The sequence below is a fragment of the Caulobacter sp. GW821-FHT12A07 genome, assembly GCF_058807655.1.
Genome location: NZ_JBXAQX010000001.1, coordinates 358,398 through 377,518 on the forward strand (window position 1 = coordinate 358,398; position 19,121 = coordinate 377,518).

General features: G+C 68.2%; 16 protein-coding genes. 10 read left to right on the top strand and 6 right to left on the bottom strand.

What is annotated here, in order from left to right; translation table 11 throughout:
• Nucleotides 1-142 precede the first annotated feature (142 nt).
• On the top strand, nt 143-658 hold the full coding sequence (locus tag AC1RRS_RS01725; protein ID WP_492853678.1) for a methylated-DNA--[protein]-cysteine S-methyltransferase: 516 nt from the start codon (nt 143-145) through the stop codon (nt 656-658).
• A 203-nt stretch (nt 659-861) separates the two neighbouring features.
• On the opposite strand, the gene AC1RRS_RS01730 is transcribed toward AC1RRS_RS01725, so the two are convergent.
• Complete coding sequence (locus AC1RRS_RS01730) at nt 862-1,290, bottom strand: DUF4345 family protein (protein WP_492853679.1); 429 nt, start codon at nt 1,288-1,290, stop codon at nt 862-864.
• A 22-nt stretch (nt 1,291-1,312) separates the two neighbouring features.
• The gene (locus AC1RRS_RS01735; RefSeq protein WP_492853680.1) at nt 1,313-1,696 is read right to left on the bottom strand and encodes a VOC family protein; all 384 of its coding nucleotides are present in this window, start codon (nt 1,694-1,696) and stop codon (nt 1,313-1,315) included.
• Between the two features lie 201 nt (nt 1,697-1,897).
• Between AC1RRS_RS01735 and groES the strand changes: the two genes are divergently transcribed.
• Complete coding sequence (groES, locus tag AC1RRS_RS01740; protein ID WP_110119081.1) at nt 1,898-2,188, top strand: co-chaperone GroES; 291 nt, start codon at nt 1,898-1,900, stop codon at nt 2,186-2,188.
• Between the two features lie 63 nt (nt 2,189-2,251).
• Nucleotides 2,252-3,895, top strand: coding sequence for a chaperonin GroEL (gene groL, locus AC1RRS_RS01745; RefSeq protein ID WP_487288134.1), 1,644 nt, complete (start codon nt 2,252-2,254; stop codon nt 3,893-3,895).
• A 157-nt stretch (nt 3,896-4,052) separates the two neighbouring features.
• Here the strand turns inward: groL and AC1RRS_RS01750 are convergent, their stop codons facing one another.
• Nucleotides 4,053-4,703, bottom strand: coding sequence for a tetratricopeptide repeat protein (locus AC1RRS_RS01750; RefSeq protein WP_492853681.1), 651 nt, complete (start codon nt 4,701-4,703; stop codon nt 4,053-4,055).
• A gap of 210 nt (nt 4,704-4,913) precedes the next feature.
• Between AC1RRS_RS01750 and AC1RRS_RS01755 the strand changes: the two genes are divergently transcribed.
• The 3 genes from AC1RRS_RS01755 (at nt 4,914) to AC1RRS_RS01765 (ending at nt 7,033) form a co-directional block, all read left to right on the top strand.
• Nucleotides 4,914-5,744, top strand: a complete 831-nt coding sequence (locus tag AC1RRS_RS01755; protein WP_492853682.1) for a TonB family protein — start codon at nt 4,914-4,916, stop codon at nt 5,742-5,744.
• Nucleotides 5,745-5,775: 31 nt separating this feature from the next.
• The gene (locus AC1RRS_RS01760; RefSeq protein WP_110119078.1) at nt 5,776-6,087 is read left to right on the top strand and encodes a hypothetical protein; all 312 of its coding nucleotides are present in this window, start codon (nt 5,776-5,778) and stop codon (nt 6,085-6,087) included.
• Nucleotides 6,088-6,349: 262 nt separating this feature from the next.
• Nucleotides 6,350-7,033: a Fe2+-dependent dioxygenase gene (locus AC1RRS_RS01765; RefSeq protein ID WP_492853683.1), complete on the top strand. Its 684-nt coding sequence runs from the start codon at nt 6,350-6,352 to the stop codon at nt 7,031-7,033.
• A gap of 188 nt (nt 7,034-7,221) precedes the next feature.
• Here the strand turns inward: AC1RRS_RS01765 and AC1RRS_RS01770 are convergent, their stop codons facing one another.
• From AC1RRS_RS01770 to AC1RRS_RS01780, 3 genes are all read right to left on the bottom strand, one after another.
• On the bottom strand, nt 7,222-8,748 hold the full coding sequence (locus AC1RRS_RS01770; protein ID WP_492853684.1) for a tryptophan halogenase family protein: 1,527 nt from the start codon (nt 8,746-8,748) through the stop codon (nt 7,222-7,224).
• Between the two features lie 38 nt (nt 8,749-8,786).
• Nucleotides 8,787-10,325, bottom strand: a complete 1,539-nt coding sequence (locus tag AC1RRS_RS01775; protein ID WP_492853685.1) for a tryptophan halogenase family protein — start codon at nt 10,323-10,325, stop codon at nt 8,787-8,789.
• Nucleotides 10,326-10,450: 125 nt separating this feature from the next.
• Entirely contained in the window at nt 10,451-13,531 is a 3,081-nt protein-coding gene (locus AC1RRS_RS01780) for a TonB-dependent receptor (RefSeq protein ID WP_492853686.1), read from the bottom strand.
• Between the two features lie 666 nt (nt 13,532-14,197).
• Between AC1RRS_RS01780 and AC1RRS_RS01785 the strand changes: the two genes are divergently transcribed.
• From AC1RRS_RS01785 to AC1RRS_RS01800, 4 genes are all read left to right on the top strand, one after another.
• Entirely contained in the window at nt 14,198-15,235 is a 1,038-nt protein-coding gene (locus AC1RRS_RS01785; RefSeq protein WP_110119074.1) for a LacI family DNA-binding transcriptional regulator, read from the top strand.
• A 67-nt stretch (nt 15,236-15,302) separates the two neighbouring features.
• Nucleotides 15,303-17,558: a beta-glucosidase family protein gene (locus tag AC1RRS_RS01790; RefSeq protein WP_492853687.1), complete on the top strand. Its 2,256-nt coding sequence runs from the start codon at nt 15,303-15,305 to the stop codon at nt 17,556-17,558.
• A gap of 215 nt (nt 17,559-17,773) precedes the next feature.
• Nucleotides 17,774-18,517 carry a hypothetical protein gene (locus tag AC1RRS_RS01795; RefSeq protein ID WP_492853688.1) on the top strand — a complete coding sequence of 248 codons (744 nt, stop codon included), beginning with the start codon at nt 17,774-17,776 and terminating at the stop codon, nt 18,515-18,517.
• Nucleotides 18,518-18,548: 31 nt separating this feature from the next.
• Nucleotides 18,549-18,944, top strand: coding sequence for an OsmC family protein (locus AC1RRS_RS01800; RefSeq protein WP_492853689.1), 396 nt, complete (start codon nt 18,549-18,551; stop codon nt 18,942-18,944).
• Nucleotides 18,945-19,121 lie beyond the last annotated feature (177 nt).

Consider the following 19,121-nt stretch of genomic DNA (forward strand, 5'->3'; position numbering starts at 1 on the left):
GACAAATCATTAGCCCTTATGTCGCCGAACCGACATTCTACAAATACGACGCAATGCAGACGGCCATTCAACCGCCGCAAGAGAAACGCGCGATCGCAAGAAGCGGGCGGACACCGAAGGCTGGCCCCGCCATAATGTCGCCATGCCGACGCCGAGCCCTCGCCTCATCTTCGACCGCGCGCCCAGCCCGATCGGCGAGATGCTGCTGGTCACCGACCAGGAGGGCCGGCTGCGCGCGGCCGACTTCCACGATCACGAGGATCGCCTGCACCGCCTGCTGCGGCTGCACTACGGCCAGACGCCGCTGGCGAGCGGCCCGGCGCCCACCGCGATCCGCCAGGCGCTGGCGGCCTATTTCGAAGATGACCTCGCCGCCCTGTCGGCCATCCCGTGGGCGACCGGCGGCACGGCCTTCCAGGAAAGCGTCTGGCGGGCCCTGGGCGAGGTGACGGCGGGAACGACCCTGACCTATGCCGGCCTCGCCGCCCGCATCGGACGCCCGGCGGCCGTGCGCGCGGTCGGCGCGGCCAACGGCGCCAACCCGCTCAGCATCGTCGTGCCCTGCCATCGCCTGGTCGGCGCGGACGGCTCGCTGACCGGCTACGGCGGCGGCGTCGAACGCAAGGCCTGGCTGCTGGCGCACGAGGGCGCGCGGTAGCGGAGACACGGTCAGCGATTTGACCGGCTTGCGGCTTTCTCTGATCGCCTTCCTGGGCCTTGTGCCCAGGACCCATCGTTCAGCCGCTCAGACCTTTCGAACATGTCCAGGGTCTGAGCGGTCGCCGGCATGGACCCTCGCCACAAGGGCGAGGGAGGCGACCATTGATGGTGCGATGAAGCGAGTCCGCCTTTCGCCCACCCCTAGACCAGCATGCTGGCGCCGACGCGATGCAGCGGCAGGGCGCCCTGGTTGAAGAACGGCAGGGCCAGGGTGATCCCCATCAGCAGGTCCAGGACGATGCTGCCGTAGTTGAAGCGGCCGCCGGCCTTCTGCATCAGCATGGAGACGAAACGCCCGAAGGCCGCGCCGAACCAGGCCACCGCCAGCACCAGGGCCATGGCCGCGCCGGCGCTGGACTGCCAGCCCAGGAACAACGCCGCCGCGCCGTGCGAGGCGATCAGCAGTCCGCCGAAGGCCCGGCCCTCGGTGACGGCGGCGCTCTCTTCCTCGCTCTTCAGGCCCGCCAGGCCCAGCATCGAATCCGGCCGCGCCAGCACCAGCCCGCCCAGCACGCCCCCGATCACGCAAGCGACCACGGCCAGGATCAGCGACAGGGCGTAGCTCGACATAAGGGGCGGTCTCCGAAAGGACTCAGGCGGGCGCGTGGCAGACGGCTTCGACATTGAACCCGTCCGGGTCCAGAACGAAGCCGCCGTAATAATGTTCGTGGTAATGAGGGCGAAGTCCGGGCGCGCCGTTGTCGGTCCCGCCGGCCTCGATCGCCGCCGCGTAGAAGGCGTCGACCTCGGCCCGGCTCTTGGCCGCGAAGCATACATGCAGCTTGCCGCTCGTCCCGCCGCCGCCCGAGATCCAGAACTGCGGACGCTGGGCGCCGTAGCCGACCACGTCGATCCCGCCGGTGTGCTCCTTGGGCACGGCGTAGAGGCGCTTGATCCCCAGCGGCGCCAGGGCCGCGTCGTAAAAAGCGGCCGAGCGCTCGAAATCGGCCACATCGAACCCCAGATGATCGAACATCGAAGACCCTCCCTTTTCGTCCCCGTTTCGCCGCGTCGTTTACCGCGATCGTAAAAAGTTCGCCGGCGTCGTCCTTGACTCCCCAAGGGCCGGCGCCTAACTCGTGCCTGGCGTTGGCACTCGATGGGAGCGACTGCTAACAGCGACGCTCCCTCGGCCTAACGAAGCCTTTTACAGAAACCGTTCCGACGGAGAAGACACATGAAATTTCGTCCCCTGGGCGACCGCGTCCTCGTGAAGCGCGTCGAAGAAGAAACCACCACCAAGGGCGGGATCATCATCCCCGACACCGCCAAGGAAAAGCCGCAAGAAGGCGAAGTCGTCGCCGTCGGCCCCGGCGCCCGCAACGACAAGGGCGACCTGGTCGCTCTCGACCTGAAGGCCGGCGACCGCATCCTGTTCGGCAAGTGGTCGGGCACCGAAGTGAAGGTCGACGGCAAGGACCTGCTGATCATGAAGGAAAGCGACGTCCTGGGCGTGGTCGAAGCCTAATCGGCTTCCCTTCCCGACGGCTTCCTTCCTCACGAAATTCTCAAGATTAGAAAGGCGCCCACCATGGCCGCTAAAGACGTTTATTTCGGCTCCGACGCGCGCGACAAGATGCTGCGCGGCGTCAACGTTCTCGCCAATGCCGTGAAGGTGACGCTCGGTCCGAAGGGCCGCAACGTCGTCATCGAAAAGTCGTTCGGCGCCCCGCGCACCACCAAGGACGGCGTCTCGGTCGCCAAGGAAATCGAACTGTCTGACAAGTTCGAGAACCTCGGCGCGCAGATGATCCGCGAAGTGGCTTCGAAGACCAACGACAAGGCCGGCGACGGCACCACCACCGCCACCGTGCTGGCTCAAGCCATCGTCCAGGAAGGCCTCAAGTCGGTCGCCGCCGGCATGAACCCGATGGACCTGAAGCGCGGCATCGACAAGGCCGTCGCCATCGCCGTCGAGGACATCAAGAAGTCCTCCAAGAAGGTCACCACCAACGGCGAAATCGCCCAGGTCGGCACCATCTCGGCCAACGGCGACAAGGAAGTTGGCGAGATGATCGCCAAGGCTATGGACAAGGTCGGCAACGAAGGCGTCATCACCGTCGAAGAAGCCAAGACCGCCGAAACCGAACTCGACGTCGTCGAAGGCATGCAGTTCGACCGCGGCTACCTGTCGCCGTACTTCATCACCAACGCCGACAAGATGGAAGTTCAGCTCGAAGAGCCGCTCATCCTGCTGTTCGAAAAGAAGCTGTCGTCGCTGCAGCCGCTGCTGCCGGTGCTGGAAGCCGTCGTCCAGTCGGGCCGCCCGCTGGTGATCATCGCCGAAGACGTCGAAGGCGAGGCCCTGGCCACGCTGGTCGTCAACAAGCTGCGTGGCGGCCTGCGCGTCGCCGCCGTCAAGGCTCCGGGCTTCGGCGACCGCCGCAAGGCCATGCTGGAAGACATCGCCATCCTGACCGGCGCTCAAGTGGTGTCGGAAGACCTGGGCATCAAGCTCGAGAACGTGTCGCTCGACATGCTCGGCCGCGCCAAGAAGGTCTCGATCACCAAGGACGACACCACCATCGTGGACGGCGTCGGTGAGAAGGACGCGATCGAGGCCCGCATCGCCCAGATCAAGCGCCAGATCGAAGACACCACCTCGGACTACGACAAGGAAAAGCTGCAAGAGCGTCTGGCCAAGCTGGCCGGCGGCGTCGCGGTCATCCGCGTCGGCGGCTCGACCGAAGTCGAAGTGAAGGAAAAGAAGGACCGCGTCGACGACGCCCTCAACGCGACCCGCGCGGCCGCCGATGAAGGCATCGTCCCCGGCGGCGGCACCGCCCTGCTGAAGGCCTCCAAGGCCCTGGCCGGCGTGACCGGCGACAACGACGACCAGACGGCCGGCATCGCCATCGTCCGTCGCGCCCTGCAATCGCCGATCCGCCAGATCGCCGAGAACGCCGGCGTCGAAGGTTCGATCGTGGTCGGCAAGATCCTGGAAAACGACAGCCCCTCGTTCGGCTTCAACGCCCAGACCGAGCAGTATGTCGACCTGGTGACCGACGGCGTCATCGACCCGGCCAAGGTCGTGCGCACCGCCCTGCAGAACGCCGCCTCGGTGGCCGGCCTGCTGATCACCACGGAAGCCGCGATCGTCGAAGCCCCCAAGAAGGGCGGCGGCGCTCCGGCCGGCGGCGGCATGCCGGGCGGCATGGGCGACATGGATTTCTAAGAGAAATCCATGTCGCCCATCCTCGAAAGAGATCGGGATCGGCACGCCGATCCCGAGCGGCGACATGGATTTCTAAGAAATCCGGTCAGCACCAGCTGAACCAAAGAGAAGGGCGGGGCCGCGAGGCTCCGCCCTTTTTCTTTGCGCCTGGGCCCGTCTACCGCGTCACGCCCCGGCGAACCCACAGCGCCTCGACCGTCTTGTCGATCTTCAAGGCGCGGGCGATGTCGGCGTCGCCCTCGGCGTCCAGTCCCATCCGACGCTTGACGACGCCGCGCATGAACAGAGGCGAGGCTACGCGCGGATAGGCGTTGAGCACCGCCTGGTAGTCAGCCAGGGCCAGGGCGTACTCGCCGCGCCGAAAGCGCACGAACCCGCGCGTATCCACTGCATCGCTCGTCGCGCCAAGACTGACCGCCTTTTCGCTGTCGGCGAGGGCGCGGTCGAGATCGCCGCCGCGCAAGGCCTCGATCCAGGCCACGTGGCTCCATGCGTTCGGCCGGGTCGGCGCAAGGCGCACCGCCTCGGCGTAGTCGACCGCCGCGCCGGCCAGATCGCCCGAGGCCTCGCGGATGAAGGCGCGCTCGGTGATCACCGGCGCGAAATTGGGCTCCAGCTTCAGCGCCTCGTCATAGGCGGCGATGGCGGTGGCGTGGTCGCCTTTCTTGGCGGCCGTCCGCGCCTTGTCCAGCGCCCTCGCCGTGGCCGCACTGACGGATTTGTAGCCGGCGTCCGCCGCGACGGCCATCGAGGACAAGCCGCCAAAGGCGACAACCACCGCCATCAGCGGCGCGAGACCCAAACGCATGATGCAACCCCCATTCGCAACGCGGCGACGCTACCCGCCGGGCGACACCGTCGCAATGACCTGATCATCGAAGCCCCGAGACGGTTCGGACCGCCCGGGCGGCGCCCGGTTTCCTTGCCTATCGAAGAACAGTCGATAGCGAACTCGCACCCTGGTTGCTCCAGCAGCCAAGCTCCACTAGCAACGACACGGAACGTCGGGGGACGGGTGATGGGCTTGCTGATCGCGGCGATGATGATGGCGGCGGCGACCGCCGGCGCGGACTGTCCGGCCGGCGGCGATCCGTCCATTCCGCGGGTCCGCGCCAACTGGAAGACGCCCCTGTCGGCCGACAGCGTCATGTGGGCCTATCCGCCCCAGGCCGTGGCCACCCGCCAGGGCGGCAAGGCCGTGATCCAGTGCACGATCGACACCTTGGGCAAGGCGACCGAATGCTTCGTCGTCTCCGAAACGCCGACCGGATTCGGCTTCGGCGAAGCCGCCGTCAGTCTTCGCCCCCTGATGGAGTTCATGCCCGAACTCCGCTGCGGCAAGCCGACCTCGTCCACCGTGACGATCCCCATCACCTTCTCGCCACCGGCCGAGCGCAAGGTCGCCGCCGGTCCGATGCCCGCGCTGGCCGACCAGTTGCTCGGTCGCCGGCTGGCGCTGGCCCTGCGCATCGGCGACGACGCGGAAGCCGAGCTGATGGCCTACGGCGCCACCATGCTCTATCGCACCGACAGGCCCGTACCGCCCGAGCAGCGGCGCGCGCTGTACGAGATGCTGCAGGAAACGCGCCCCAAGGCGCGCCAGATCGTGGTCGAGGCCGCCGGCGTCGCCCTGGCCCGCGAAATGAGCTCGGCCGACCTGGAAGCCGCCGTCGCCTTCTACGAGGGCCCGGTTGGACAGGCCCTCGTGCGGGCCCAGGGAAACTTCCGCTACCAGGCCGGCAACGAGGCCCAGGCGGCCGGGGCCTCGATCCGCAACCTGCTCGACACCCAGTTCTGCGTGATCACCGGGATCTGCAAGGACGAGACCGCTCCCGCGCACGGCAATTGAACCTGGGCCGCCGGACCGCTACATCCGGCCCATGTTCCGACAGCGCCCCGACGCCGACATGATCCCCCAGGGCTGGGTGATCGCCGTGATGGTCGAGGTCGCCGGCGAGCGCACGCCCGTCCCGCACTATTTCGCCGTCGGCAAGGCCGACCGGGCCTTGGCCGAATGGGCGGCGACCGACCTGGCCCAGCAGGCCGGAACCATCGCCTCCAGCCCCGTCGACGGCCGCGAACCGGTCGACGCCATGCGCCAGATCCTCGCCTACCGCATGCGCGAACTGGGCCTGAAGACCGGCGAGGCGCGGGCGCTGGGGGACAAGTATCCGCGGCGTTGGCTGTTCTGATCCCTCTCCCCTTGCGGGAGAGGGTGGCCCGGCGGAGCCGGGTCGGGTGAGGGGTCTCTCAGAATTCAAAGCCGCGTGCGGCAGACAGGTCTGGTGAGGCGTCTCAAATCTGAGAGACCCCTCATCCGTCGGCCTTCGGCCGCCACCTTCTCCCGCAAGGGGAGAAGGACCACCCTTACGCAATCTTCTGCGAGCCGTTCGCATTGCCCAGGGCCGCCTCAGGCCCTAAAGCCTGAGCACGAGACGACGAAGGCCGACCGCCATGATGCTGCAGATCCCCGACGTGCTGAGCCCCGATGAAGTGGCCCGCTGCCGCGCGATCATCGACGCCGCCCCGTGGGTCGACGGCAACGCCACCTCGGGCTTCCAGGCGGCCATGGCCAAGAACAACCAGCAGCTGCCGCAGGACGGCGCGGCCGCCCGCGAGGTCGGGGCGATCATCGTCCAGGCCCTGCAGAGCAACCCGCTGTTCGTCTCGGCCGCCCTGCCCCACACCATCCTGCCGCCGCTATTCAACCGCTATGGCGAGGGCATGGGCTTCGGCGACCACGTCGACAACTCGATCCGCCGAAACCCCGCCACGGGCGCCCAGATCCGCACCGACCTGTCGGCCACCCTGTTCCTGACCGATCCCGACGACTACGACGGCGGCGAACTGGTGGTCGAGGACACCTACGGCAGCCATCTGGTCAAGCTGCCGGCCGGCTCGCTGATCCTCTATCCGGCCTCCAGCCTGCACCACGTGACCACGATCACGCGCGGCGCGCGCACGGCCAGCTTCTTCTGGATCCAGAGCCTGGTGCGCGACGACGCCAAGCGCAGCCTGCTGCTCGACATGGACGTCTCGATCCAGCGCCTGGCCGGCCAGGTCGGCCAGGGCGACGCCTCGGTGCTGTCGCTGACGGGGACGTACCACAACCTGCTGCGGATGTGGGCCGAGGTTTAGGACGCGCGAAACCCTCTCCCGTGGGGAGAGGGAGGGGCCCGCCGCGCAGCGGTGGGAGGGTGAGGGCGTACGCTGTCGGCGGTCCCGCCACCGTTGATCCCTGCCCTGTCCGGAAAGGTCCCTAACCCCTCACCCTCCCAGGCTATCGCCTGGGCCCCTCCCTCTCCCTCTGGGAGAGGGAAGAAAATCTACCCCGCCTTTCTCAGCGCCTCCGGAACCGGGGCCGGGCAGTACTGGCGCAGGAAGTCGCCGTGGCTGGGCAGGGTGTCGACGAGATCGCTCAGCATCGGGGCGGACTTGTCGAGCAGGCCCTTCACCACCCCGGCCGGCAGAGTGTCGACCAGCTGCTGGTAGCGCTGGGGCCGGATGCCCATGCCTTCCATCACCGACTGCCAGCTGGGGGCGCGGAACATGTCGTCGACGCCGTCGCGCAGCACGCCGCCGGCCTTGAACAGCGCGATCCGCTCGCGAAGGCTCTCGGGCGGCGTCACCTGCTGGTAGGCCCGCCAGAACGGCGTGTCGTCGCGCTTGGTCGTGAAGTAGTGCAGCACGATGAAGTCGCGGATCTCCTCGTAGTCGGCCCGCATGCGCCGATTGTACTCGGCCGCCAGGGTGGCGTCGCAGTCGCGGTCGGGGAAGAACCGCAGCAGGTAGTCGACGCCGCGATAGATCAGGTGCAGGGCGGTCGACTCCAGCGGCTCGATGAAGCCGCCCGCAAGCCCGATGGCCACGCAGTTCTTGTTGAACAGCTGCTTGCGCATGCCGGTCTTGAACGGCACCAGCCACGGCTCGCGCACGGCCTCGCCCTCGACCCGGCTCATCAGCGTGGCCCGAGCCTCGTCGTCGCTGCAGAACTGGCTGCAATAGACGTAGCCGTTGCCGGCCCGGTGCTGCAGCGGGATGCGCCAGCGCCAGCCGGAGTCCTGGGCCTGGGCCAAGGTGTAGGGGTGCGGGTCGCGGATGTTGGCGGTCTGCACGGCGATGGCGCGGTCGCACAGCAGGACGTCCGACCAGTCGAGGAACTCGGTGCCCAGGGTCTTGCCGTTCAGCAGCGAGCGGAAGCCCGAGCAGTCGATGAAGAGGTCGCCCGAGGCCTCGCGGCCGTCCTGCAGGATCACCTTCTCGATGAAGCCGTCGGGCCGCGTGGCCACGTCGCTGACGATGCCCTCGGTGCGCTTGACGCCCCGGGCCTCGGCGAACTTGCGCAGGAACCTGGCCAGCAGGGCGGCATCGATGTGCACGGCGTAGTTGGCGTTGGCGATCATGGTGCGCGGGGCCATGGCCGGCGACATGAACTTCCAGCGGTCGGCCATCACCGAGGCCGGGGCGAAGTCCTGCAGGGCGGCGGGATGCCCTTCGGCCTTGCCGCGCAGCCAGACCTGATAGAACTCGTGCACGTCCACCGGCCCGCCGATCAGGCCGAACGGGTGGTAGTAGACCTCGCCCTTCTGGCGCCAGTTCTCGAAGCGGATGGCCAGCTTGAAGGCGGCCTGGGTCTCCTGCATGAACTCGACCTCGTCGATGCCGAGGCCGCGGATCAGCTGCAGGAAGGGCGGGATGGTGCTTTCGCCGACGCCGATGATGCCGATCTGCTCGGACTCGATCAGCTCGATCTCGCAGGGGCTGTCCTTGAGATAGTGGCTGAGCATGGCCGCCGTGATCCAGCCGGCCGAGCCGCCGCCCACGATCACGATCTTCCGCAGATTGTTGGCCATCGGGCCTCTCCCGTCGTCTTGTCTTTTATCGTTGTCGTCTATTCGGCCGCCGCCGGCTGGGCGGCGACGTAGCGGCGCAGGAACTCGCCGTGGGAGGGGGCCTCGGCGACCACCCGGGCCACGCCCGCCCGCATCTGGTTGAGGCTGGCGGCCAGGGCCGCGCCGTCGATCCCGTCCAGCGCCGGATCCCAGCCTTCGGGGCGGATGTCGAAGCCGTCGAAGATCGCCAGCCAGCTGGGCGGCTGGAACATCTCCCAGCGATAGCGGGCCACGTGGCCGCGGGCGCGGAACAGCTCGACCTTGCGGGCCAGGGTCTCGGGGATGTCGGCGTCGCGGGTGGTGCGCCAGAACGGCGTGTCGCCCCGCTGGGCGGCCTTGTAGTGCAGAATCACGAAGTCGCGCACCCGCTCCATCTCGCGCCGCGACCAGTCGTTGAACTCGTCGATCACCGCCGGGTCGAAGCGCCGGTCCGGGAACAGGGCTTTAAGCTTCTCGATCCCGGTCTCGATCAGGGCGATCGAAGTGCTCTCCAGCGGCTCCAGGAACCCCGACGCCAGGCCCAGGGCCACGACGTTGCGGTTCCACACCTGCTTGCGGCGGCCCGGCGTGAAACGGATCAGGCGCGGCTCGTGCAGCAGCCTGTCGGGCACGGCGGCGACCAGCTCGGCCTTGGCCGCCTCGTCGTCGATATGGCGGCTCGAATAGACATAGCCGTTGCCGTAGCGGTGCTGCAGCGGGATGCGCCAGCGCCAGCCGGCGTCATGGGCGGTGACGTCGGTATAGGGCGGCGGTTCCGCCCCCTCTGCAGGCTGGCTCTGCACGGCCAGGGCACGGTCGCAGAACAGCCATTGCGACCAGTCCTCGTAGCCGGTCTCCAGCGCCTCCTCGATCAGTAGGCCCCGGAAACCCGAGCAGTCGATGAAGAGGTCGCCCTCGATGGTCTGGCCCGTATGCAGGTCCAGCGAGGCGACGAAGCCGTCGTCGGGGCGCAGATTGACCTTCACGACCTTGGCGTCGATGCGCTTGACGCCGTTGGCCTCGGCCACGCGGCGCATCAGCTGGGCGAACAGGCTGGCGTCGAAATGCAGGGCCCAGTCGAAAACCGACAGGCTCGACGGCGGATTGGCCGCAGGCACGGTGAACTTGCCCGCCGCCGCCAGGGACGCGCCCAGGCAGTATTCGCCGAACGCCCCGACATCGCCGCTGGCGCGGGCCTTGGCCCAATAGTGCTGGAAGGCCACCCCGTTCAGGTCCTGGCCGTAGAGGCCGAAGGGATGGATGAAGGCCGAGCCCGGGGCCATCCAGTCCTTGAAGCGGATGCCGAGCTTGCAGGTGCCTTGCGTGGCGCGCAGCACCTCCAGGTCGTCGAGACCAAGGTTGCGGTAGAAGGCGCGGATGGTGGGGATGGTCGCCTCGCCCACCCCGATCGTGCCGATCTCGGAACTCTCGACCAGGGTGATGTCGATCGGCGCCTGGCCGAAGTGGCGACGCAGAGCCGCGGCCGCCATCCAGCCGGCGGTGCCGCCGCCGACGATGACGATGCTGCGGATGCGCCCTTCGCGGACGTCTTGGCTCATGGCCGATCCTCCCCGACCGAAACTGGCGCCCGAAGGCGCAAACGGAAAGCACCTGCTGAAACAAAAAAGACCCGTCGCGGCGGCCCTAGGGGAGCCGCCGCGACGGGCGCAGGAGGAAAGTCAGATCACCACTTGGCGCGCAGGCCGATGGTGTAGCGAGGCTCGAACTCGTTTTGCTTGATGTACTGCGTCTTGCCCTTGGCGAACCGGGCGTAATAGGTCTCGATCTCGCCCGAGACGTTCGAGCCGTTCAGATAGACCGTGACGTTGTCGCGGATGTTGTAGCTGACGTTCACGTCCACGTAGCCGGTGGCGTCCTGGTAGATCGGGATGTTGTTGCTCATCACCTCGGCCAGGCGATCGTTGCGATAGTTGTAGGCCACGCGGGCCTGCAGCTTGTCGTCCTGATACCAGCCGACCAGGTTCCACTGGTGCTTGGAGTTGTCGACGAAGGGCAGCTTGTGGCCGTCCAGGCCGACGCGCGACTCCTCGCTCGGCGAGTAGGTGTAGTTGGTGTCGATGCCGAAGTTGGACAGGATCGGCATGTCGGGGATCACGTCGGTGAAGGCGATCTTGGCCCCCACTTCCACGCCCTCGACCGAACCGCTCTGGCCCTGCACCGGCAGCGAGACGTTGACCGGATCGCTGAGCGAGCCGTCGCCGTTGGTGAACCGGCCGGTGGTGACGCCGCTGGTCACGAAGCTGTCGATCTTCAGCTTGAAGGCCGACAGGTTGAACATCGAGGCCCGGCCGAAATAGTACTCGACCGCGCCGTCGAAGTTGTCCGAGCGCCACGGATCCAGCATCGGATTGCCCGACGAGCTGGCGCCGGTGACGCAGCGCACGCCCGGCTTCACCGAGCCGCAGTCGGCGGTGAAGATCGACAGGCCGCCGCCGTAGTTGCCCAGGTCCAGCGGCTGCATCGTCTTCGAGAAGGCGAAGCGGAACTTCCAGTGGTCGCCCAGGTCGTAGACCGCGTTCAGCGACGGCAGCCAGTCGGTGTACTTGCGGCGGGTGACCGTGTCGCCGACGTCGGCGTTGGTGTCGCCGTAGGCCAGGGTGTCGCCGGTGTTGTTCTGCTTGACCAGCAGTTCGGTCTGGATGACCCGCAGGCCGAAGTTGCCCGACAGGTTGCCGATGGAGAAGTCGGCCGCGCCGTAGGCGCTCTGCTCCTTCAGATCGACGTCGTAGGTCTGGCCGGGCACCTGCACGCGGGTCGCGCCGCCGAACACCTTGTTCTGGAAGGCGACGATGTCGTCGAAGTCCTTCGGGTCGATGGCCCAGAAGCCGGGCATGCCCGAGGTGACGCCGCCCAGGTCGGTGACGAACTGGATGTTGTTGTAGGTGTAGAGCTTGGTCGGACGGTTGACGGTGTAGGGCTGGAACTCGGGCACGCCGGTGATCGGGTTGGGCACGAACTCGCCCGCCGAGCACTGGTTGTTGTCCATGGCCACGTCGATGGCCTTCCACTGCGCCATGCAGCCGGCGGCCGGAACGGCCGTGCCGTTCTTCTGCACCGCGCCCGCCACGCCGCCGTAGAACGACGAGAACAGGTGGAACTGCTCGACGCTGATCGAGCGGTCGCTCTGGCGGACGCCGGCGTCGACCTTGGTGATGAAGCCCAGGAACTTGTCGTCGAAGCGGTAGTGGCCGTCGGCGCGGAACACGTTCATGTCCGACTCGACCTCGTTGTTGCCTTCCGACGAGAAGGCCCCGATCGCGTAGCTGTCCTTGTTGGCCATGTAGTCGCGCAGGGTCTTGCCCGCGCCCAGGCCGCCAGAGATCGGCGTGTCGAAGCCGCTCCACACCGGGTGGCCGCCGCTGATGTCGTAGTGCAGCTGCGGGTTCTCGCCGTAGCCCTGCGGGTTGGGCGTCAGGTAGCAGCCGCCGGCCGAGCCGGCCACGGCGTTGCTGCGCTGGCTGGCCGGGTACTGGTCGCAGATGGCCTTCGGATAGAACGGGCCGCGGGTGCGGTCCTGCGCGTTGCGGAACAGGTTGAAGCGGTTGGGCGCGTACTGCCAGTTGCTGAGGTCGCCCTGGGCCTGGCCGTTCATGCTCAGCTTTTCACCGTTGGCGCGGATGGCCCGCACCTCCGAGGTGAACTTGCCGCCGTTGTCGTACTTCAGTTCGAGGTTGTAGTTTTTCGATTCCGACTTGGTGACGCGGTTGACGCTGAACGAATTGATCCACCAGGCGTCGATGTCGTACTCGCTGACGGCCTGCCAGCCGCCGATGCCCACGGGCTGGAAGTCGGTCGGCTTGGTCCAGTTGCCGAAGGCGCCGCCGTCCCAGCGGTTGGAGATGTTGATGCCGATGGCGCGGTTGTATTCGTCGAGCTTGGCGTAGAAGCCTTCCGCGATCAGGGTGAAGCCTTCGCCCAGGTCGGCCTCGAACGAGACGTTGACGCCGGTGCGCTTGCGCTCGACGACGCGGTTGAAGCTTTCGTAGCCGTGCGGCGAGATGAACGAGTTGGGGTTGGTGCCGCCCCAGTCGTTGTTGCCCGACAGCGCGACGGTGCCCGAATAGTTGTTGCCCAGGTTCGACTTGCTCTGGGCGGCCGACACCAGCAGGCCGACGCGGTCGTTGCGCCAGCTGGCCAGGATGTTGCCCAGGTAGTCGTCTTCGCTGGTGCGGTCGCCGCGCTGGCCTTCGACCGCGCCGGCGAGCGTGAAGCCTTCCGACATCTGGAACGGCCGGCGGGTGCGCAGGTCGATGGTGCCCGAGATGCCCGACAGGGCGTTGTTCGGGTCGGTCGACTTGTAGACCAGCACCTGGTTCATCAGTTGTGAGGGCACGTCCAGCAGGTTCGGCTGGGCCTCGCCCATGTTGCCGGCGCTGAGGTACTGCTCGCCGTTCAGCAGGGTGATCACCTGCTTGAGGCCGCGGATGTTGACGGTCTTGCCCTCGCCGGCGTCACGCTGGATCTGTACGCCGGTGATGCGCTGCAGCGAGTCGACGATGGTGACGTCGGGCAGCTTGCCGATGTCTTCCGACGAGATGGCGTCGACGATCGAGACTTGCTTGCGCTTGACGTCGACGGATTTCAGCTGCGAGCCGCGCACGCCGGTGACGACGATCTCGTCGACCGCGGTCTCTTCGGTGGTCTGCGCCAGGGCGGTTGTGGTGATGACGGCCTGAGACGCGCCGGCCAGCAAGGCCAGGGTCAAGCCGCGAGTCCAGACGGACTTCGAACGTGGTGTGGTCAAGTCGATCGCTCCCCAATGTCTTTGTTCTTGCGTTCGGGCCGCGACGCTCTTTGCGCGCCGCGGTGGGTCTTGAGCCCGGGCCTTGGCCTTCACGCCAACCTGCTTCTGGCGGCCTTGACCCGGTGATGTCCTGTCGGCGACCCCCGGCGCCGGAACGGTGCTGCGAGACAGCCCTCAGTCGCCGCTCACGGTGGCTACATTCCCAAATGTCCCGAGCAAGTCAACAAGAATGTCAACGTTGTCATTTCTGAAAATCGCCGGAACGCAACATACCTGCGGGGCGCTCAGGCCCGATCAGATCGAGCCCGAGAGACGAGATAATTCCCTATTATATAAGGCATTTTATCTCACACACTTCGGCCTGAGCGACAAAGGAGACAGCGCTGCCAACCCCACTTCGCCTCAACTCAATAAAATCTACGGGCGAGGCCACGAAGGGAATCAAAACCGCAGGACGCGGGCGACAAGGACGCCGAGGCCACACCGAAATGTCCGATAAGACATTTACAGGACAACACAATGTCCGACTGCAAGACAATTTTTGACCCGAACCTGTCCCATCGCATGACAAGCCGATCCAGCTGCGGTATGGCTGGTCAAGGGAGCCGTCCGGCCGCCGTCCTGCCGGGCGCGCGGCGACGGCCGAGTCGGGTGCGGATCCTCTAAATGTCGACGATTCACGATGTGGCCCAGCGGGCCGGGGTCTCGGCCAAGACGGTCTCGCGGGTCCTCAACGACCACGCCAGCGTCACCGCCAAGACCCGCGACAAGGTCCGCGAGGCCATGTCCGCCCTCGGCTATCAGCCCAGCGCCGTGGCCCGCCAGTTCCGCGCCCAGGGCTCGTCGGCTGTCGGCGCCCTGATGGGCGACCCCAGCGGCGGCTATCACACCCGCACGCACCACGCCCTGCTGCTGGCCTGCCTGGAGACCGGCCGCCACCTGACGGTCGAGCTGTTCGACGGCCCGATCGCCGGCTGGCAGGACCGCATCCGCGCCTTCGTCGAGGACGGCGGCATCCGCGAGGTCGTGCTGCTGCCGCCCGAATGCGACTTCGGCCCGCTGAAGGCGCTGCTGCGCGAGCTGGAAGTGCGCTGCGTGCTGATCTCGCCGACCACGCCCGACCCGCACTTCCCGGCCATCGCCATGGACGACCGCGCCGCCGCCCGCGAGGTGGTCGAGCACCTGTTCAGCCTGGGCCACACCCGTATCGGCCACATCTCGGGCCACCCCGACCACGCCGCCAGCACCCATCGCCGCAACGGCTTCTTCGAGGCCTACGCCGCCGCCGGCCTGCCACGCCCGGCCCCGGAGCTGATCGTCCAGGGCGAGTTCACCTTCAAGACCGGCCTCGACGCCGCCAGGCTGCTGCTCGAGATCGACGAGCCGCCGACCGCGATCTTCGCCGCCAACGACGAGATGGCCGCCGCCACCTGCATGGAGGCCCAGCGCCGCGGCCTGCGCATTCCCGACGACATCTCGGTGGTCGGCTTCGACGACGCGCCCATCGCCGGGGTCATCTGGCCGACCCTGACCACCATCCGCCAGCCGTTCGAGCCCATGGCCCTGCGCGCCCTGCAGACCTTCGCGGCCTGGAACAGCGGCGAATCCGGCCTGCGCACCGGACCGTTCCTGGCCCAGCACAGCCTGGTGATCCGCGAATCCACCGGCCCGGCCCGCAAGGGTCCGCCGGCCAAGACCAGCTGACGGAGCGCTCCGTCCGCGACAAGCACCGCCGGCCAAGCCGGCCAATAAGATCCGTGTGGGAGGTAGAATGAACTCGCGTTTCCGCGCCAGCGCCCTGGCCCTGACCATCGCCCTCGGGGGCCTGGCCGCCCTGCCCGCCTGCGCCCAGGATCACGCCGGCCACGCCGCGGCTCCCGCAAGCCAGCCCTGGCTTGATCCCAAGCTCGACGCCGACACGCGCGCCGACCTCGTGCTCAAGGCCATGACCCAGGACGAGAAGCTGACCCTGGTCTACGGCTACTTCGGCGCCGACATGAAGCCCAAATACACGCGCATCGAAGGCTCGCTGCCCGGCTCGGCCGGCTACGTGCCGGGCCTGCCGCGCCTGGGTATCCCGGCCCAGTGGGAAACCGACGCCGGCGTCGGCGTGGCCACCCAGGGCAGCGCCGCCGAGTTCCGCGAACGCACCGCCCTGCCCTCGGGCATGGCCACCACCGCCACCTGGAACCCGGAACTGGCGCAGAAGGGCGGCGCGATGATCGGCTCGGAGGCCCGCAATTCGGGCTTCAACGTCATGCTGGCCGGCGGCGTCAACCTGGTCCGCGAGCCGCGCAACGGCCGCAACTTCGAATATGGCGGCGAGGATCCGCTGCTGGCCGGCGTCATGGTCGGAGCCCAGATCAAGGGCATCCAGTCGGCCAAGATCGTCTCGACCATCAAGCACTACGCCCTGAACGCCCAGGAGACCGGCCGCTTCGTGGTCGACAGCAGGATCGGCCAGGCCGACGCCCGCACCTCCGACCTGCTGGCCTTCCAGATCGCCATCGAGGCGTCGGAGCCGCACTCGGTGATGTGCGCCTACAACCGCGTCAACGGCGACTACGCCTGCGAGAACGACTGGCTGCTCAACAAGGTGCTGAAGCAGGACTGGGGCTACAAGGGCTACGTCATGTCCGACTGGGGCGCGGTGCATTCCGGCTCCAAGTCGGTCAACGCCGGCCTCGACCAGGAATCGGCCGGCGACGCCTTCGACAAGCAGCCCTTCCTGGCGAGCGTGCTGAAGGCCGATCTGGCCAGCGGCGCGGTCAGCCAGGCGCGCCTGGACGACATGGCCCGCCGCATCGTCCGCTCGCTGTTCGCCAGCGGCGCGGTCGACCATCCGGTGAAGATCGCCCCGATCGACCTGGCCGCCAACGGCAAGGTCAGCCAGGCCGACGCCGAGGAAGGCATCGTCCTGCTGAAGAACGACAAGGGCCTGCTGCCCCTGGCGCTGAAGGCCCAGAAGATCGCCGTGATCGGCGCCTACGCCAATGTCGGCGTGCTGTCGGGCGGCGGCTCCTCGCAGGTCTATCCGGCCGGCGGCCGCGCCGTGCAGGGCCTGGAGCCCAAGACCTGGCCGGGCCCGGTGATCTACTACCCGTCCTCGCCGCTGAAGGCGCTGCAGGCCCGCGCCCCGCAGGCCAAGTTCACCTATGACGACGGCAAGGACCCGGCCGCCGTGGCCAAGCTGGCCGCCGACAGCGACCTCGTCATCGTCTTCGCCGACCAGTGGACCACCGAGTCGGAAGACGCTCCGTCCCTGACCCTGCCCAAGAACCAGGACGCGACGATCGCCGCCGCCGCCAAGGCCGGCAAGAAGGTGGTCGTGGTGCTGGAGACCGGCGGCCCGGTCACCATGCCCTGGCTTAACGACGTCGGCGCGGTGCTGCAGGCCTGGTATCCCGGCACCAACGGCGGCGAGGCCATCGCCCGCGTGCTGACCGGCGAGGTGGACGCCTCCGGCCGCCTGCCCGTGACCTTCCCGGCCAGCGAGGCCCAGCTGCCCCGCCCCACGCTCGACGGCGATCCGAAGACGCCGGACGCGCTGTTCTCGGTCGACTATTCGATCGAGGGCGCGGCCATCGGCTACAAGTGGTTCGACAAGAAGGGCCTGCAGCCGCTGTTCCCGTTCGGCCACGGCCTGTCCTACACCAGCTTCGCCTATTCGGACCTGAAGACGGCGAGCGCCGGCGGCAAGCTGACCGTGTCGTTCAAGGTGACCAACACCGGCAAGCGGGCCGGCAAGGACGTGCCGCAGGTCTATGTCTCGCCCAAGGCGGGCGGCTGGGAAGCCCCGCGCCGCCTGGCCGGCTTCCAGAAAGTCGCCCTCGCCCCCGGCGCCAGCCGGGCCGTCACCCTGACCGTAGACCCGCGCCTGCTGGCTGTCTGGGACGACGCCGCCCACGGCTGGAAGGTCGCTGCCGGCGACTACGAGGTGCAGTTGGGGGCGTCCTCGGCGGCGATCAGCGCCAAGGCGACCGCGACGGTGGCGGCGCAGACCGTGCCGGTGGGGCTGCTGAAGTAGGGGGCAAAACCCCCTCAGTCGCTTCGCGACAGCTCCCCCAGAGGGGGAGCATCTAGTGCGCCAAGATCCTCTCCCTCTGGGGGAGGTGGCCCAGAGGGCCGGAGGGGGGCGGACGCGACAGCGTCCGCCCTCTTTCGTTCAAGCCATGCGCCATCGGTTCGGGCTATCCCCCTCCCCGCTTCCCCTCTCGGCTGAACACGCTCTAGTCTCCCTCCATGCGCGCCCCGCTCCTCGCCCTGGCCCTGATCCTCGCGACCGCCGCCTCGGCGCGGGCCGGCGAGACGGCCTGCTGGTTCGAGAACGGCGCGGTCGTCGCCCCGGCCGCGATAGGCGACATGACCGGCGACTTCGTCATCGACCTGTCGGCGCCCCGCACCCTGCTGCACGAGACCAAGGCCCAGGCCGGCGGCTTCGAGGCGACCGATCTCTCCCTGCCCATCCGCGTCGCCGGCGAGACCCTGCCCGCCCAGCCGGTGGCCGTCATCGACCTCGACTATCGGGGCGTCGGCTTCGTCGCCCCCATCGCCGGGGTCATCGGGGCCGACGTCCTGGCCCGCTACACGGTGGTGATCGACTTCTCCCCCTGCCGCCTGACGCTGGCGCCCGCCGACGGGCTCGCGAGGCCTTCGGGACGCGCCCTGCCCGTCGAGATGATCGGCGGGGTGCCGACCGTGCGGGCGACCGCTTCGGACGGCTTCACCAGCGTCCAGGGCCCCTTCGCCCTCGACACCGCCTCGGGCGGCGTGCTGCGGGCCCGGGGACCGGCCGATGGGCCGCGCCAGAAACCGGCCGGCACGGTGGCGGCCCTGGCCTTCGACGGCCGCCTCTATCCGCGCGCCCGGGCCGTGAAGGCCGGCGACCTGCCGCCCGGCGTGGTCGGGGCGCTGGGCGTCGAGGTGCTGGCCCGGGGCCGCCTGCGGCTGGACCCGGCCGCCCACGCCCTGTGGCTGACGCCCTGATCCTTCTTCTTCCCTGTACGGAGCTTCCCCCATGGCCTCGCGCGCCCACGCCGTCACCGCCGATCCGCGCCACACGATCCTGCTCGAGGTGAACGGCCACAAGCTGGTCGGCGACGAGCCCCCGGCCCTGGGCGGCCAGGACGCCGGCCCGCCGCCGTTCGGCTTCGTGCTGGCGGGCCTGGCCGCCTGCACCGCCACCACGCTGCGGATGTACGCCGACCGCAAGGGCTGGGGCGAGGTGACCATCACCGTCGACCTGGCGCTCGACACCCACGGCGACAAGCCCAGGATCGACCGCAAGGTGGCCGCCACCGGCGACCTGAACGAAGCCGCCGTCGCCCGCCTGCGCGACGTCGTCGAGCGCACGCCGGTGACCCTGGCCCTGAAGGGCGGGTTCACGATCGATACGGTGCTGGAGCGGGGGTGAAAGCCTCAGGAAACCTCCCCCTCTGGGGGAGGAGGCCGAAGGCCGGTGGGGGGCCGTTTTCAGCTTCCGAGATGTCGGCCCACCTCGCAATCACTCCCCCCACCGATCGCTACGCGATCGCCTCCCCCAGAGGGGGAGGTTCCAAAACAAAAAAGGGCCCGGCGTCGCCGCCGGGCC

Coding starts and splice junctions, on each gene's coding strand:
- AC1RRS_RS01725 (WP_492853678.1), top strand. CDS start 143: ATGCCGACGCCGAGCCCTCGCCTCATCTTCGACCGCGCGCCCAGCCCG.
- AC1RRS_RS01730 (WP_492853679.1), bottom strand. CDS start 1,290: ATGTCGAGCTACGCCCTGTCGCTGATCCTGGCCGTGGTCGCTTGCGTG.
- AC1RRS_RS01735 (WP_492853680.1), bottom strand. CDS start 1,696: ATGTTCGATCATCTGGGGTTCGATGTGGCCGATTTCGAGCGCTCGGCC.
- groES (WP_110119081.1), top strand. CDS start 1,898: ATGAAATTTCGTCCCCTGGGCGACCGCGTCCTCGTGAAGCGCGTCGAA.
- groL (WP_487288134.1), top strand. CDS start 2,252: ATGGCCGCTAAAGACGTTTATTTCGGCTCCGACGCGCGCGACAAGATG.
- AC1RRS_RS01750 (WP_492853681.1), bottom strand. CDS start 4,703: ATGCGTTTGGGTCTCGCGCCGCTGATGGCGGTGGTTGTCGCCTTTGGC.
- AC1RRS_RS01755 (WP_492853682.1), top strand. CDS start 4,914: ATGGGCTTGCTGATCGCGGCGATGATGATGGCGGCGGCGACCGCCGGC.
- AC1RRS_RS01760 (WP_110119078.1), top strand. CDS start 5,776: ATGTTCCGACAGCGCCCCGACGCCGACATGATCCCCCAGGGCTGGGTG.
- AC1RRS_RS01765 (WP_492853683.1), top strand. CDS start 6,350: ATGATGCTGCAGATCCCCGACGTGCTGAGCCCCGATGAAGTGGCCCGC.
- AC1RRS_RS01770 (WP_492853684.1), bottom strand. CDS start 8,748: ATGGCCAACAATCTGCGGAAGATCGTGATCGTGGGCGGCGGCTCGGCC.
- AC1RRS_RS01775 (WP_492853685.1), bottom strand. CDS start 10,325: ATGAGCCAAGACGTCCGCGAAGGGCGCATCCGCAGCATCGTCATCGTC.
- AC1RRS_RS01785 (WP_110119074.1), top strand. CDS start 14,198: ATGTCGACGATTCACGATGTGGCCCAGCGGGCCGGGGTCTCGGCCAAG.
- AC1RRS_RS01790 (WP_492853687.1), top strand. CDS start 15,303: ATGAACTCGCGTTTCCGCGCCAGCGCCCTGGCCCTGACCATCGCCCTC.
- AC1RRS_RS01795 (WP_492853688.1), top strand. CDS start 17,774: ATGCGCGCCCCGCTCCTCGCCCTGGCCCTGATCCTCGCGACCGCCGCC.
- AC1RRS_RS01800 (WP_492853689.1), top strand. CDS start 18,549: ATGGCCTCGCGCGCCCACGCCGTCACCGCCGATCCGCGCCACACGATC.